A 14,756-nucleotide genomic window follows, 5' to 3' on the forward strand; every position below is an offset into this window, starting at 1 on the left:
TGGCGTGTTATCGATACGCCGGTGCTGGACGAAGCCGGGCCGTGGGAGACACCCCGCCAAAGCCGATCATCACGTACGGAATTGATGACCCGCCCCGGCGTACTGGCCTGCGGCCTTTTGTGTGCAATAGCTCTGAACTTGGTCGTCGTTGTCTTGGCTACGCGAGAGCAACTCCCGCCCCAATTCCCGGTGTCCGATCAGGCGCTTGAGACGCTTGAGCCACAGGTGACCGTCAGGCCGTTCGTCAGTTTGTCATCCGCACCGGAAGGCGTGGCATTCGCCGCTGACTTGTCCGAGGAAGTGCTGACGAGCCTCGCAAAGCAGAAGAACCTGCAGGTTTTTGCGGAAAATGGGCCGGTTAGTTCGGTGGCCGGTGACCGAGGCAGGCAAATTCCGCACCGGTACTTTGTTGAAGGCAGCATTCGCCAGGCAGCGGATAAGTGGCGTGTCAGCACGCGCCTGATCGACGCCCGTACGACTGCTGTGAAATGGGCCTACTCAGCAAACGGCGAACTGCGGACCGGATCAAACTTGGCGGCCGAGCTGGCCGATTTGATTACCCTTCAATTGGACACCGCTGCGGCGGCATCATGCGCATCGGCGCGCGCCGCAGGTCCTTCGAGACCACTGTCCGAGGTCGACGGCGGAGGGTGGCGTTGAGATCGGCATCGGAAAGCCCAATCTAGCACTTTTCGCCCTGTCACGCTTCAACGGGGCAGATTGCGGTCGTTCGTGGATCGTTCACGATTTCCAGCCATTCTCTCCGAGCGCCTTCGATGCGGCGTGGCGCCGAGCAGCCGTCTTCCCCCGATGGCGTGTGCGGCTCGGCGCCGTTTTTTCGCCTGGCCTCGCTATGCGGGGCCGGGCTTTCTGTCGCCGACTGCCGACCCCCGCAACAATCTGTCGCTTGGGAAGTTCTTTCCTAAGGCTGCTTCTTTGGTCGGAAGGAGCCTATTTTCCTTAACTTGGCCCGCCGGTCGTTCTGGCGGGCTCTTTCTTGCCGCTGGAACCTGCCAGCTCAGCATTGAATCGGGTGGTGTGTTGCGTCGGGAGTAGAGTGCCATGGTCGCGGCGCGTGCGAACTGGAAGGGCAACCTGAGATTCGGCGAGATCAGTTGTCCGGTGGCGCTCTATACCGGTGCAAGCACCGCGGAGCGCGTGTCGTTCAATATGATCAATCGCGATACCGGGCATCGGCTACGACGTGAGTTCATCGACCCCGTCACCGGCGAGGCGGTTGACCGTGAACACCAGATCAAGGGCTTCGAATTCGAGAAAGACCATTACGTCGAGATCGAGTCCGACGAGATCGCCCAGGCCGTCCCCGAGAGCACCAAGATCCTCGCTGTTGCCGCCTTCACCCCTGCGGAAAAATCCGGCATTAGGTAGCAAAGACCACCCAGGCCTCAGTAAGTATCTGACTCGGAAGGATTTCCGCCTCCTTGGTGCGGCCGAGAATTTTGGTGAGGCGTGCCCGCCTCGCCCGGCATCTACCGGCTCCTGGAAGGTCGCCGGGATCTCGCCCCTGAGCAGACGTTCCGAAGGTCGCAGAAGGGTGGAATGCGGAAGTTCGCCCGAGCCCAGGCCATGAGGCGCTTTCGGGCGCCCCCGGCCACGGCACCGTATTCCCTGTGGGGTTACGAGACGCGTTGCAGTCCGGGCGGCTGCCAGGTTCCTTCGCCCGCTGGCAGCACCGAAGGCGGCGTTGTCTTCGGCCAGTAGAGCCGCATCACCAAGTAGATCGGCCCGTTCGGAGCAGGCAGCCAGTTGGCTTCCTTGTCGGCGCCCGGAGACTTGTTCTGGATGTAGAGCGTCAGCGATCCATCGGCGTTGGTCTTCATGGCCGGCAGCATGGGCGAGTTGATCAGATAGCGGTTGAGCGGGTTTTCGATCAGGAGTTGGGACTTGCCGTCATACATCGTCAGCGACCAGAACGAATTCACCGGTGGCAATTGTCCCGCCGGGAAGGTCAGCGTGTAATTGTGCTTGCTGCCGTCGAGCGTCTGGCCGTCGCTGTCGACGCGCGTGAACGGATAGGTCGCTTCTGCCGGGTCATTACCATAGATGCCGGCCTGCGCGGCGACGGCGCGCTTCAACCAGTCGCCATTATAGTGGGCGCTATCGCCGGGAAGACCGCTGAGCCGCCAGCCATTGATCGCCTTGCCGACACTGGCGACGGCCTCATCGACCTTCCGCTGGCCCTCCTTCATGCCAAGGCCGATCTCCAGCTTGTGCTCCAGAGAGAGGTCCTTGAAGTTGAAGGTCTTGCCGGGTCCAACGCCGATGCGTGCCAGCTTGGCGCGTATCTCCCTCTCATTACCCTGCGCCGGCGCGAATTGCAGCGCGAAGTCGAGGTAATCGAGGAAGTTGGTCTTCACGAGTTCCTTATCGATCTTGGGGAAGTCGATGGTTGGCGCGGCCGGTGGTGGCGTCTGCTTCAGATAGGCCGAGAGCATCTGCGCCTTGTAGCCAGCCTGCACCTTCTTGACGTTGTCCAGATCATCCGGGCCGAAAAGCTGGGTGCGATAACCCGCAAGGGAAAATTGTGTGCTCGAACGAAAGACCTGCTTGATGCCCGCCGGGGTGTCGCCCTTCCAGTCGGGCCCGACCACCATGTAGTCGCCGGCCTCGCTCCCCGTGGCCCGGGTGCCGATATAGCCGTAATTGTAGGTATTCCCGTCGCAGAGCATGACCGAGTAGTAACGCTTCGGGTCGATCGCCGGCACCGAGAGCACCACCGGCTCCGCCCGCAAATCCATCCACACGAAGGAATAGGGCGTGTCGCTGTTTGGCGTGACGATGGCCGTATCTTTGTAGGTGAAGACGTTCGGTTCGTTCTTGATCTGATTGAACGGAGCCTTGAACTGCCCAGAACTCCGATCAATCGCGTATTCATACATGATGGCATAGTTCATCACGATAGGCAGGCCGTAGATGAATCCTGCCTCGGCGATGTCCTTGGCTTCAAACATGTCGGGCCATTCGGCCTTGTTCTGCGCAAAAACCGGGTTGGACTTCACTGTGGCGGCGGCGAATGCGGCCATCGCAGCCGAGCCAAGCAGATCGCGTTTCGTCAGCATCTGAAGACTTCCTTCCGGTTCGCAACTTGTGGTCAAACACGCGCAGACTGAGGTAACGCTACGCTATCTCGATGATCGACGACAATGCAGGAATGGTCGATCCAGCCATGCTTGCATGTCCGCCCTTGGTCATTCCGCGAGCTTGGTGAATTCCGCCTGTGCGGCAAAGCAGCAATCCGACAGCAAGACTACTCATTTTGTGCCAACCCTGCGGCATTCCGCGGCATCCAGTGCGCGGCCGAGATCCCGGTCGTCTCGGCCATATCCTGCACGGCGCGTCGGTAAGTCGAGGATAAGACGCTCCAGCGGGGCCAGCCGCGGCAGGGTTCGATCTCGACTGCCGGTCAGGCGATCAGCGCCGCACTCAACGCGACGGCCGAAAAGGCGTACACCTCAGTGTCGGTCTCGGTTTCAGCTACCGGAAGCACCGACCCGAGGGTCATCATCAGCCGGGTGCCGTAATGATCAATCAATCGCCCAGCAACGGGCGCGACCAGTCCGCCGATCAGCAGCCCGGCAGCGAACCCGCCATATGTCCACTCCGGGGACCAGCCGAAGCTTTCGGTCATCTTCGGAGCCAGTACGGCGAAGGCGTAGTACAGGCCGCCATAACCAGCGACCTGAGTGACGCCGAGCGCCGTGATCAACGCGAGACCGCGCCCTCCAGTGGGAGCGGGTATAGGTAGCGATAGGCTGGACATCAGGCTTCTGCCGTCTCACGGGTGGTTTCGCGGGAGCTGGACGAGCATCCGCATCCCGCCTTCCCGGATTGCTTGGCAGCCGCGTCATCGGCGCAGCAGGCATCGACGGCCGCTGGCGCGGGGCCTCCGCAGCAGCTCGATGTCGAAGCCGACGGCCCGCCGGGCGTCGCGCTGCAAACACCGGTCTCGGGCAAGACGAGTTCGACGCGCCGGGCCGCGACGTGATCGCCGGCGAGTTCTGCCACGATCGAGCGGACTTGTTCATGCCCCGTCGCGAGCAGGAAGGTCGGCGCTCGGCCATAGGACTTCATGCCGGCGATGTAGAAGCCCGGTTCCGGATGGGCGAGCTCGGCGACACCGTGCGGACGCACCGTTCCGCAGGAGTGGACGTTGGGATCGATCAGCGACGCCAGGCTTGGCGGACATTCGAGCGCGGGATCGAGCTCGACGCGCAACTCGCGCAGCAGAGCCAGTTCCGGGCGGAAACCGGTCGCGACGATGAGTTCGTCGACGGTGACGGCCTGCTTGCTTTCGTCGCTTGAGATCAGGCGCAGACCGGAGGCATCGCGCTCGATCTGTTCCAGCCGAAAGCCGGTGTGGGTCCTGATACGGCCTTGCTTGACGAGATCTGCGATCTGGAGACCGAGTTCGCCGCGGGCGGCGAGCTGGTCGGCGGCGGCGCCACCGAATGCCTTCGCCAGAATCGGACCCCGATAGAGCCAGGTGATCTTGGTTGCGGGATTCTCGGCCTGAAGCTCTGATAGCGCGATGAGGGTGCCGATGGCCGAATGGCCTCCGCCGAGCACCGCGACCTGTTTCCCGGCAACGCGATCGGGATTCCCCGGAGATGTTCGGCATCCCGTAGGCGATATGCTCGGTCGCTTCGATCTCGCCGATCGCCGGCAAACCGCCGACGCCAGCCGGGTTTGGCGAGAACCAGGTGCCGGATGCGTCGATGACGGCGTCGACGGCCAAGCTCGCGAGCGTACCCCGTCGCGATAGCGCACCAGCAGCGGCGCTGCCTCGCGGCCATCCGTCTTGACCTTGTCGTATCCCGCCCGGGAGACCGAGATCGCCTCGGCATTGAGCTTGATCCGATCCCGCAGTCGTTCGGCTAGAGGGGCGACGTACTGCGAAATCAGGTCACCGCCCGTCGGGAAACGATCCGGATCGGGGCGCGTCCAACCCGACGCCTCGAGGAGACGTTCAGCCGCCTTGTCGATGTTGAGGGCCCCGGGGCGAGAACATCGGAACATGAGCCCATTGCCGGATGGCATGTCCGGCCGCAGGACCGCGCTCCAAAACGATCGGGACGAGGCCGCGTTCCAGAGCATGGGCCGCCGCGGCGAGACCCACAGGGCCGGCCCCGATGATCGCGATCGTCGTGGTAGCCATCTTCGCATCTTCCCGTGAAACCGGAAATACTGAAATAGGGCCGAAAAAATTTATGCCGCAGTCTGCTCGGAGGCACACCCAGCGTCGGCGCAGCATTCGGCGATGAGGAACTGAACCAGTTCGTTCATGCGGTCGAAATTCGCCCGGCAGATCAGCGTGGTGCCATCGCGTTCCTGACTGACCAGGCCGACGATGATCAGCGCCTTCAGGTGGTGCGATAACGTGGACCCTGCGATCTCGAGGCGCTGCTGGCACTGACCCACGGACAGGCCGGGATGTCCCGCCCTCACCAGGAGGCGGTAGAGCGACAACCGGGTTGGGTTGCCGAGGGCCTCCAGCTTTGCTGCCGCGTCTTGCGTGATCATCATGATCGGAACCATGCGGCGGGCAGAACGGTGACTCAATCCGTATTTCCAAAAATACGGAAATATCGTTCAACCTTGAAACCCATGAGGCCCTTCAACTCCGTCAATCTTGAGGGCAGTCACGTCTAAAGCCGATGGGTTTCGCGGTAACCACTCGAGGCAAGCGCCCAGGCCAAGGTTTCCGAATCATAGGCTCCGACCGCCAACGTCGAGGTGTCGGTCACTCCGCAGCGGGTTGGGAGTCCGTGTCCGTGAGGGCCAAGGGTAGCCGAAAGCCTTCCCCCTTTTTAGCGCGGGCCTTGAGGAACTCCACGCCGCGATCCTCCAGCGCCTTTTGAACCATCGCGGCACCCTTCAGATATTGAGGGGATCGAGGATGGGTCTCGACTCGCCCAAGTGTCCGGCGGCTGATGCCGGCTTCCTCGGCCAGTTCTTCCGGGCTCAATCCGAGCGCAATTCTCGCCGCTTTCAATACGTTAGCGCCAGGGACCATGCGCATGGCATCGCACGCGAACGGCCCGGAATCCAGCTTGTCAACAATTGTCCGATATTGGCCTTCTATGTCCAATATCGGACATGTGTGGCCAAAATTGGCCAAATTCAGTAGACGGATTTTGGTCGGCCCGATAGGATTCAGCGAATCATCAAGGATCCGGAACGGGAAGGCCAAGCAATGGAAGCCGTTGTAATTGTGGGATTCGATCAGGGCGTCGGAAGGGCAATGGCCCGCTTGCCGACCGTCGGCCGGCCGGTTCGGGATGAGATTCGGGCGGCTGCATGTCCAAGCGTCGGCGGCCGAGGATGCTTCAACGCGCAGGATATCGAGGGAGCTCTTTCGAGACCGCCATTCTCGAACTCGTCACGTCGCCGCGAGGGCGACGGGCAGTTCGCTGGTCGAATTCCAGGAGGGTGGGTCCTCGCAGGAACGGCATTCCGATGGATCCAATAGATCTGGCTTGGTCGGACCGGCGGGCAGGGCTTGAACTTGAGATCGAGCGACTGACGCGGCTCGTGGCCGACTTGAAGACGTTCTGCGCCACCAAAGCCCCGGCCAGTTCGGAACTCACGATGGCGCCGATGCTTGATCGATGGCTGGTGACGTCAAGGCCCGCCTATTGCCTGGCTGGCGAGGTCTCCGGACATCCGCTGCTGGCGGGAGCAGGGCGTCGGGTCGTTACCTCCGACCTCGTTCTGATCGATGCAGAGCGCGGCTGGGCGAGGACGCGGTCTCGCTGGTATCGGCTCGGCACGCACATCAAGTCGGCGCCCGGCGGCTGAAGTTTCCGCTCAACGAAATCCGTCGAGGGAACCGAGAAAATCACCTCCGGCTTCCAACGTATCGTCGCGCGCGTTCCGCAGCCGACGCGGCCAATAGGAATGATGCATGCGTCTTCTCGTCCTATCCGACATCCATCTAGAATTCGGTTCCTTCGCACTTCCCGATGACATCGAGGATTTCGATGTCGCCGTATTCGCCGGCGATATTGGGCGACCGATCGCGGATGCGATTGCGTGGATCGATCGGCAACGGAGTGGCACGCTCAAGGGGCGGCCCGTCGTTTTCGTCCCGGGGAACCACGAATTCTATGGAGCGGAACTCGCCGAATCCCTGAGCACGGGAGAGATCTTGGCCCAGCGGGCCGGAATCCACATGTTGGCGCCCGGAATGGTGACCGTCGCCGATACGCGCTTCATCGGCTGCACGCTCTGGACCGATTACGCCCTGCTGGGAGACCCCAAAAGCGCGCGACAGGCGGCGCTCATGAGAATGAACGACCATCGCTTGATCGAGATCGTCGAAGACCAGCGAAGAATGCGTTTCCTGCCGACGCACGCTGCGGCGTTCCATGCGCTCGATCTGAACTTCATCGTCGAGCGCCTTCGGGAGCCTTTCGACGGGAACACGGTGGTGGTCACGCACCACGCTCCTCATCCAGGCTCCGTTCAACCACGGTACCGAGGTGATGCACTGTCGCCCGCTTTCGCCTCCGACCTCACCGACGTACTTGAACGTTACCGTCCCGAACTCTGGATCCACGGGCACGATCACGCTTCTCACGATTACTGGGTCGGTCAGACGCGTATCCTTTCCAACCAGGCCGGCTATCCGCGCCCCGGAGGAGGACACGAGAACCCCGCTCTCAATCCGCGCCTCGTCGTCGAACTCCCTCCATTTCGCAATTCTCGCTGACGGGACACAGGCCGATGAGGAAACGGAATGGTCGAGTCCTGCGGGATCGCGCCAACATTACCCGGAGCGTTGGGCGCCTTCTGGCCTACTGCGCGACGATCCGTGGTTGCCGGTCGTATCTGCGCCGCGGCGGCACCCTCGCGCTCGTCCTAATCGTCCCGGACGATGTCGACGTCGAGGACTATCGGCAGGCAGCGAACTTCGCGTTTTCGAAACCCAATCGGTTCGACGGCTTCGATTTCGGCGATGACGCGAAGATCGTGGTCGCTGCCGATCACTGGCGAAAGGAGCGAAAGGAGTCCGCTCTCGACGACCTGCTGAAGCACGACTGTCTCGTCATTCTTGCGAACGACGTGGCCGAGGTTTCGAATGCGATGATGGCTGCGGTCGACGACGTAGTGAGGTTGGACCGTCCTCAAGTCCGTCACCTCATGGGGGCCGGTCGTATTTGCCTTAAGCAGCGGATGAGCTTGCAGCAGGCGGAGGAGCTTGCCGCGATGCCTCTGGCTCTCGTCGGTTCGATGCTATGGCGCGGCCGGCCGGTGTCCCAATCTCTCGATCATATGAGGGAAGCTCTGAAGGACCGCAGCCCGGTCAAGGACCGGGAATTTCGGATCGAGAATCTGCATGGCCTTGGCGAAGTAGGGGATTGGGCGCGTGAACTCGTGCGAGATCTCCAGGATTGGCGAGAGGGAAAGATCGGCTGGGAGGACATAGATCACGGGATACTTGTCAGCGGTCCGACCGGAACCGGCAAGACAACCTTCGCAAAGGCGCTCGCGGCAAGCTGTGGCGTGCATCTTGTTCTAGCCTCGCTGGCGCGTTGGCAGGCGCACGGCCATCTCGGTGATTATCTCCGGGCGATGAGGGCGGCTTTCGACGAAGCGCGCAAGAATGCGCCGTCCATCATCTTCATCGACGAGATCGACGCCGCCGGCGACAGAGAGAAATTCAGCAACGAATACAATAGTCAGTACCACACACAGGCGGTTTCAGGCCTGCTTGAATGCATCGATGGCGCCGAACGGCGAGAGGGCGTGATCGTCGTCGGTGCGTGCAATTACCCGGAGAGGCTGGATGCCGCTCTTGTTCGGCCGGGACGCCTCGATCGTCATGTTCGTATCCCGCTCCCCGATGGCCCGGCGCGCGAGGGTATCATCCGCTGGCATCTGGCTGGGGCACTTCAAAGCGACGATCTCTCTGTCATTGCGGAGCGTACCGACGGCTGGAGCGGCGCTGCCTTGGAGCAACTCGTCCGCGACGCCCGTCGATCAGCGCGCCGGGCTCGACGGATGGTCTCCGTCTCCGATCTCGAGTCATCGCTTCCGTCGACGGTCTCGATTCCCGCCGCGATGTTGCGCCGTGCGGCCGTGCATGAGGCCGGGCACGTGATTGCGGCCGTCGCGTTGGAAAAGCCCTTCGAGTTTGCCGAGATCCGCGGACAGGTAGATTCCGCTGGCGAATATCAATCAATAGGTCGTGTTCGGGTCGGCAAGACGCAGGCCACCGAGATCACCGTCCAGAGCCTGCTCGGCGAGATATGTTTTCTGCTGGCCGGTATAGCTGCGGAAGAGGTCATCTTGGGCAGTCGCTCTGCTGGCGGCGGCGGAGCCCGGGGTAGCGATCTCCATCTGGCGACCCTGGTCGCGCTCCGGATCGAAGCGTCATACGGGCTCGGCGACGGGCTGGCTTTCCTGGCGGGTGACGGAGAGCCGGAGCTGCTTCGATTACTTCATACCTCACAAGCCGTTCGCGAGCGGGTCGAACTCGTTCTGGACGAGCAAATGGCGAGGGCGTGCTCGCTCGTACAGGACAACTGCGGCGCGGTAGGGCTCGCGGCGGAGCAATTGCTCGAAGGGAAGCGCCTCACAGGCGTTGATACGGTCGCGCTGTTCGCATGCGTCCGGCCACGGCCGGAGAGTATCCGACAATCCGCTGAAGCATAAATTCTGAGCGCGTCAGCACGATGTCAATGGCAGCACTCGAACGGATAGTTGCCGATCGTCGGTGCTCACCATTCAAGCATTGTACTGCACCCGGCGATTCACGCAGGAGTGGGCCGGCTACAGCGCTATTTGGGGGCGCGCCGGCCACCCCCGCGTGAACCACCTAATCCCCTTTGCCCTTCAACCGAGCTTGGAGCGCCAAAAGGGTGGGGTGCAGTATGGCGGATGGCGGACTGGGTGCCCAAGAATGCGAATGCTGGCTTGATTGGTATGAGGTGATAGGTGTGAAGAGGGGGGCAAAAGGACGTCGCCCTCTCACGGCGAAAACAGGGGTTCGAGTCCCCTAGGGAGCGCCATTTCCGGCCGTAATCCACCAAAATCAAGGCCTTAGCTGTCCAGCGAGCTTGCTCGCTGCCGCTCCTTGCGGGACGTTTTGCATAACAAATTGCATAACACGGGCGGCGCATGTCGATTCCAAATTACGTTGCTCTGCGAAAGCGCACCTACCACTACGTTCGTCGGATACCGGATGAGCTTCAGGCCGCGTTCGGAAAAGAACGCATCCAAAGATCCTTGAAAACGAGCGATCAGGGCGAGGCACTACGCCTGGCTGGAATCGTGAATGCAGAGGTCGAGAAGCAATTCGCGGCGGCACGGCAGGAACCCAGGCCGGTCGTGGTTCTCATCGAGGGCCACGATTGGAGCATGAAGGATTGGGCGGACGTCGCGTTGTGGTTCGAGGCGCAGCTCTATCACGAGGACATGCTGCGTCGGCTGCCCAGGTTCACAGGCGCGATCCTCATCGACGAAGTGCGCAGGCCCAAGGACCACATGTCCGATCAGGCGACATTCCGTGCGCACCGTGATCGCTACATGCGCTTCTGGTCTGTGAAGGGAAAGGCTGCCGCCGGCTGCGGTCATCCAATGATGGTCTGCAACTCAGATCTGAACCTGGCCACCATCGACGAAGAGCTCGATGCCGTTGACGAAGCTCGCTTCATCGGAAGCAAGGAACAGAACGGCCTTGGCGATCTCCTCAGGCTGCCCGACCCTGCCCGCAGGGATCAGGCTGGCGAGATAATCCTTGGTGCCCTTCGCCTGCTCGCCACCACCGAAGAGCTCGTCGAGCCCTGCCGTCTCGGTCACGCCGGGGCTGATCGCGTTGACGCGGATGTGCCGATCCTTGAGATCGAGAATCCAGTTCCGGGCGAAGTTGCGTACCGCGGCTTTGGTGGCGGAATAGACGCTGAAAGCCGGCGTGCCGGAAATGCTGGTGGTTGAGCTGGTCAGGATAACGGAAGCCCCGTCCTTCAGTAGCGGCAGCGCCTTCTGGACGGTGAAGAGCACACCCTTCACATTGGTGTCGAAAGTGCGCTGGTAATGCTCTTCGGTGATCGCGCCGAGAGGCGCCATTTCGCCACCGCCCGCATTGGCGAAGACCACGTCGATCTGCGCGTGCTTCTGCTGGATGGCATCGTAAAGCCGATCGATGTCGGCGAGCTTCGACATGTCACCGCGGACGCCGGTGACCTTGCCGCCGATCTGCTTCACCGCGGCGTCGAGCGCGTCCTGCCGGCGGCCGGTGATGAACACTGATGCGCCCTCGGTGGCGAAAGCCTTCGCCGTTGCGAGGCCGATGCCGCTCGTCCCGCCCGTCACCACCACGACCTTGTCGTCGAATTTGCTCGTCATTGTTCGTCTCCTTGAAACCGAGCGACGAAGCGCCGCCGCCCTTTTCAAATGTGACAAGAACGATGATGCGTGTAGTCGCCGAATATGGCACTCATCGTTCCACAAACGGAACGATGATGAAGATCGACTTGAACGACTACGCCTATTTCGCCGAGGTCGTGGCTCACGGTGGCTTCGCCCCGGCAGGCCGGGCGCTGCGCGAACCCAAATCGAAGCTCAGCCGGCGCATTGCAGCGCTGGAAGAGCGGCTCGGGCTGCGGCTGATCGAACGATCGAGCCGGCGCTTCCGCGTGACCGATACGGGCCTTGCCTTTTACGATCGCTGCCGGGCGATCATGGCGGAGGCGGAGCAGGCCGAGGCGCTGGTCATGCAGGCTCAGTCGGAACCGCATGGCCGCATCCGCTTCAGCTGTCCCACCGGCATGTTGGAGCCGATCTCGGGCCTGATATCGTCCTTCCTGGCCAAATATCCCAAGGTGCGTCTGCAACTCGTTGCGACTGACCGGCCCGTCGATCTGATCGCGGAGCGGATCGATCTGGCGCTGCGGGTTCGCGCGGCCCTGACGAGCGACGCCGCCCTGACGATGCGCACGCTCGGGCTCTCGACACGCATTCTCGTCGCCGCGCCACGGCTCGCGAGCCAGGTGGCCGACGTTGCCCAGTTGGCCGCGCTGCCCACCCTCGCGACTAGTGACGATGCGGACGATCTGGAATGGCAGCTGGAATCCGAAGACGGCGGCACTCGCGCCATCCGTATCACGCCACGGATGGGTTGCGCCGATATGATGGCGGTTCGCCAGGCCGCTATCGACGGGCTGGGCGTCGCGATCCTGCCTGATCATGTCTGCCGTGAGGCGCTTTCCGACGGGCGCCTCGTCCGCGTACTGCCAGCGTGGCACGGGCTCAAGGGCATCGTGCATTTAGTCTTCACGACCCGGCGCGGTCTGCCACCGGCGGTCCGGGCGTTGATCGATCATCTCGCCGCCGGATTTCAGAAAGAGTTGGCTATGAAGGCGACAATGTAAGGCACGCGTTACGCGGCGCCACGCAAATACTCCGTCATGCGCAAGACCCAAGCTCGTTTGGGTCGGCTTTCGGGCAATGTCCTGGAGTCCGCTTGTGGCGCACTACAGAGGTCGAGACGATCGGTCCCGAGCGTACTTTGGTCGAGAAATCCCGCCGTCGATCCCTACAAGCTTCAACACGGCAACGAAACCAAGCCGTACCCCGATCATCACCTGCCCGACCTGCCTTTGAAGACCCCAGCCTCGCAATCAGGACAGATGGGTTAGGAAATGGTCTGCAACGCGGTTGGCGGCCTCACGCACCTGCTGGGGTTGATCGTAGAAGTCGAAATGAGCGCCGGTCGACCAGTGAAGCTGTTTCGGGCCGGCGAGGCTCTCGAACACCTTGCGCGCCTGGCCAGGGAACGCCGCGCCATCGGAATGGACGACCAGGGTCGGGGCGGTCACCCGCGGCGCCTGCGCCACGGGATCGAAATCGAGCCATTTCTCCCAGCCCATGACCGCGAAGGCGTTGCGCCACGGCCTGGCACCACCGCCGCGTGACTGGTCCATGTAATACTGGCTCGGGCTGATGCTGACCGCGGTCTGATCGTTCGGATCGTAGGCGGGGATGAAGTCGATGATACCGGTCGCCTCAAAGCGCTTGAGAGCCGCGCGCCCCTCGGCGCGGCGCCGTACGATTCCCTCGGGGCCCTTGAAGATCATCTCGTTCGTGCCGGCGTCGGAGAAGAACCCAGCCACCGTCGCGACGGCGCCGACCTGCTTATCGACCGCGGCGGCATAGAGGGCTGTGCCGCCCGAGGTGCAGACGCCCAGGAGGCCGGTACGCGAGACGTCCGGGCGAGCGGATAGGAAGCGAAGCGCCGCGGACAGGTCCTCGACCTTCATCGCCTGGTCCTCGACCTGACGCGTAGCGCCGCCACTCTGTCCGTAATTCCGATAGTCGATGGCTAACGCCATCACGCCACGGCGGGCCAGCTCGCCTGCGTGAATGCCGCCCATCTGCTCCTTCACAGAGGTGAACGAGCCACCTACGGCAACGGCCGGATACTGCCGAGCGGTATCGTGTCCCTCGGGCAGGTAGAGGTGGGCCACGACGTAGCTGTCCCCGCTGGGAAAGCTGACGGTGACCGGCTTGGGGCCACCCTGGGCGGTGAGAGGCTGTGCCATGATCGCTCCTGTCGGAAGGGCCGATGCCGCCGCACCGGCCGCCAGACCGAAAGTGCGTCTGCTGATCGACGTGTGTGCCATGCCAGCTGCCCTTGATGAAAGCCAAAGCTGGTCGCCGTCGACATATTTGGCAATCTGCGCATATCTTGAAGGGCCTTCAAACAGGATTTGATAATGGTCGCTGACCTGCTCGACGGCATCGTCGCCTTCACCAAGGTGGCCGAGAAGCGAAGCTTCACGGCGGCCGCGCTGGAGCTCGGGGTCACACCCGCCGCAGTGAGTTGGACCGTCAAGCGGCTAGAGGAGCGTGTCGGTGCGCCGCTGTTGGCACGAACCACGCGCTCCGTGAACCTGACCGAGGCCGGGGCACTGTTCCTGGAGCATGCCAAGGCGTCAGTCTCGCACGTGGCAGCGGCGTTCGAGGCGGCAAGGACTCTAGGAGAGAGGCCTCGGGGCCTGCTGCGGTTGAACCTTCCTTCGGTGGCGCGCCCGGCTGTCGAACCGATGCTGACCGGGTTCGCGGCTGCGCATCCGGATATCGAGCTCGAACTGGCAATAGAGGATAGCTTCATCGACATCGTGGCCGAGGGGTACGACGCCGGTATCCGCATCGGCGAGACGATCGCGCAGGACATGGTGGCGGTCCGGCTCACGGAGCCGTCGAGGATGATCGTCGCCGGCTCCCCCGCCTATTTCGCCGCCTATGGCATTCCCCTGCACCCCGAGCAGTTGGCCGAACACAACTGCATCAACTTCCGGCAGTCCCAAGGTCAACTCTATCGCTGGCAGTTCGCGGAAGTGCAGGACAGTGGCGAGGTGCGGGAGTACGATGTTGCGGTTCCCGGATCGCTGATCGTCAACGAGGCCGGCCTTAGCGTGTCGGCTGCGGTTTCGGGCATCGGTCTTGTCTACAACGTCGCCGCCAACGTGGCGCCGCAGCTCGCCCAAGGGCTGCTGGTGCCCTGCTTAGAACGGTTCATGCCGACCATGCCGGGCTTTTTTATTTACTTCCCCGGCCAGGCACGCGAATTGCCGAAGCTAAGGGCGTTCCTGGATTTCTGGCGGCGACTTCCTGATCACCAAGTTGCGCGCTGAACGGATCGGCCTCGGTCTCCGCTTCGATCTTCAGGCACTGTTGCGATACCTAGTGGCAGCCGTGGTCTCGTCGCGCGCCGCGAGCGTCTGCTTTCG

Annotated in this window: 13 protein-coding genes and 3 pseudogenes; 8 read left to right on the forward strand and 8 right to left on the reverse strand. The window is 62.4% G+C overall.

Annotation, left to right across the window (positions count from 1 at the left end; translation table 11 throughout):
• Together AC1DE3_RS26965 and AC1DE3_RS26970 are read left to right on the forward strand one after the other, a co-directional pair.
• Window positions 1-660 (forward strand): annotated as a pseudogene (locus AC1DE3_RS26965) (hypothetical protein); the annotation flags it as partial.
• A 402-nt stretch (window positions 661-1,062) separates the two neighbouring features.
• A complete protein-coding gene (locus tag AC1DE3_RS26970) occupies window positions 1,063-1,389 on the forward strand; it encodes a Ku protein (protein ID WP_476852944.1) in 327 nt (108 codons plus the stop codon).
• A gap of 248 nt (window positions 1,390-1,637) precedes the next feature.
• Here AC1DE3_RS26970 and AC1DE3_RS26975 read toward each other — a convergent pair whose 3' ends face one another.
• The 5 genes and pseudogenes from AC1DE3_RS26975 to AC1DE3_RS26995 form a co-directional block, all read right to left on the reverse strand.
• The gene (locus AC1DE3_RS26975) at window positions 1,638-3,080 is read right to left on the reverse strand and encodes a DUF1254 domain-containing protein (RefSeq protein ID WP_476852945.1); all 1,443 of its coding nucleotides are present in this window, start codon (window positions 3,078-3,080) and stop codon (window positions 1,638-1,640) included.
• A 344-nt stretch (window positions 3,081-3,424) separates the two neighbouring features.
• Window positions 3,425-3,727, reverse strand: coding sequence for a hypothetical protein (locus AC1DE3_RS26980; protein ID WP_476781332.1), 303 nt, complete (start codon window positions 3,725-3,727; stop codon window positions 3,425-3,427).
• 53 nt (window positions 3,728-3,780) lie between these two features.
• Window positions 3,781-5,176 (reverse strand): annotated as a pseudogene (locus tag AC1DE3_RS26985) (FAD-dependent oxidoreductase).
• 50 nt (window positions 5,177-5,226) lie between these two features.
• Window positions 5,227-5,541, reverse strand: a complete 315-nt coding sequence (locus AC1DE3_RS26990; protein WP_476781336.1) for an ArsR/SmtB family transcription factor — start codon at window positions 5,539-5,541, stop codon at window positions 5,227-5,229.
• A 220-nt stretch (window positions 5,542-5,761) separates the two neighbouring features.
• Entirely contained in the window at window positions 5,762-6,211 is a 450-nt protein-coding gene (locus AC1DE3_RS26995; RefSeq protein ID WP_476781331.1) for a helix-turn-helix transcriptional regulator, read from the reverse strand.
• A 266-nt stretch (window positions 6,212-6,477) separates the two neighbouring features.
• Between AC1DE3_RS26995 and AC1DE3_RS27000 the strand changes: the two genes are divergently transcribed.
• From AC1DE3_RS27000 to AC1DE3_RS27015, 4 genes and pseudogenes are all read left to right on the forward strand, one after another.
• Window positions 6,478-6,819 (forward strand): DUF6634 family protein, encoded by a 342-nt coding sequence (locus AC1DE3_RS27000; RefSeq protein ID WP_476781330.1) that lies wholly within the window; start codon window positions 6,478-6,480, stop codon window positions 6,817-6,819.
• A 106-nt stretch (window positions 6,820-6,925) separates the two neighbouring features.
• Entirely contained in the window at window positions 6,926-7,732 is an 807-nt protein-coding gene (locus tag AC1DE3_RS27005; RefSeq protein ID WP_476781329.1) for a metallophosphoesterase, read from the forward strand.
• Window positions 7,733-7,746: 14 nt separating this feature from the next.
• Complete coding sequence (locus AC1DE3_RS27010) at window positions 7,747-9,678, forward strand: AAA family ATPase (RefSeq protein ID WP_476781328.1); 1,932 nt, start codon at window positions 7,747-7,749, stop codon at window positions 9,676-9,678.
• A 465-nt stretch (window positions 9,679-10,143) separates the two neighbouring features.
• Window positions 10,144-10,278: pseudogene (locus AC1DE3_RS27015) on the forward strand (DUF6538 domain-containing protein); the annotation flags it as partial.
• Here the strand turns inward: AC1DE3_RS27015 and AC1DE3_RS27020 are convergent.
• Window positions 10,279-10,599: a hypothetical protein gene (locus AC1DE3_RS27020; protein ID WP_476781337.1), complete on the reverse strand. Its 321-nt coding sequence runs from the start codon at window positions 10,597-10,599 to the stop codon at window positions 10,279-10,281.
• Window positions 10,600-10,617: 18 nt separating this feature from the next.
• A complete protein-coding gene (locus AC1DE3_RS27025) occupies window positions 10,618-11,370 on the reverse strand; it encodes an SDR family NAD(P)-dependent oxidoreductase (RefSeq protein WP_476852946.1) in 753 nt (250 codons plus the stop codon).
• A gap of 116 nt (window positions 11,371-11,486) precedes the next feature.
• Here AC1DE3_RS27025 and AC1DE3_RS27030 point away from each other — a divergent pair, with 116 nt between their 5' ends.
• A complete protein-coding gene (locus AC1DE3_RS27030) occupies window positions 11,487-12,395 on the forward strand; it encodes a LysR family transcriptional regulator (RefSeq protein WP_476852947.1) in 909 nt (302 codons plus the stop codon).
• Between the two features lie 249 nt (window positions 12,396-12,644).
• On the opposite strand, the gene AC1DE3_RS27035 is transcribed toward AC1DE3_RS27030, so the two are convergent.
• Window positions 12,645-13,565, reverse strand: coding sequence for an alpha/beta hydrolase (locus AC1DE3_RS27035; protein WP_476781296.1), 921 nt, complete (start codon window positions 13,563-13,565; stop codon window positions 12,645-12,647).
• 174 nt (window positions 13,566-13,739) lie between these two features.
• Here AC1DE3_RS27035 and AC1DE3_RS27040 point away from each other — a divergent pair, with 174 nt between their 5' ends.
• Entirely contained in the window at window positions 13,740-14,660 is a 921-nt protein-coding gene (locus tag AC1DE3_RS27040) for a LysR substrate-binding domain-containing protein (protein ID WP_476781295.1), read from the forward strand.
• Window positions 14,661-14,756: the final 96 nt, after the last annotated feature.

The organism is Allobosea sp. 10L417 (assembly GCF_056395485.1).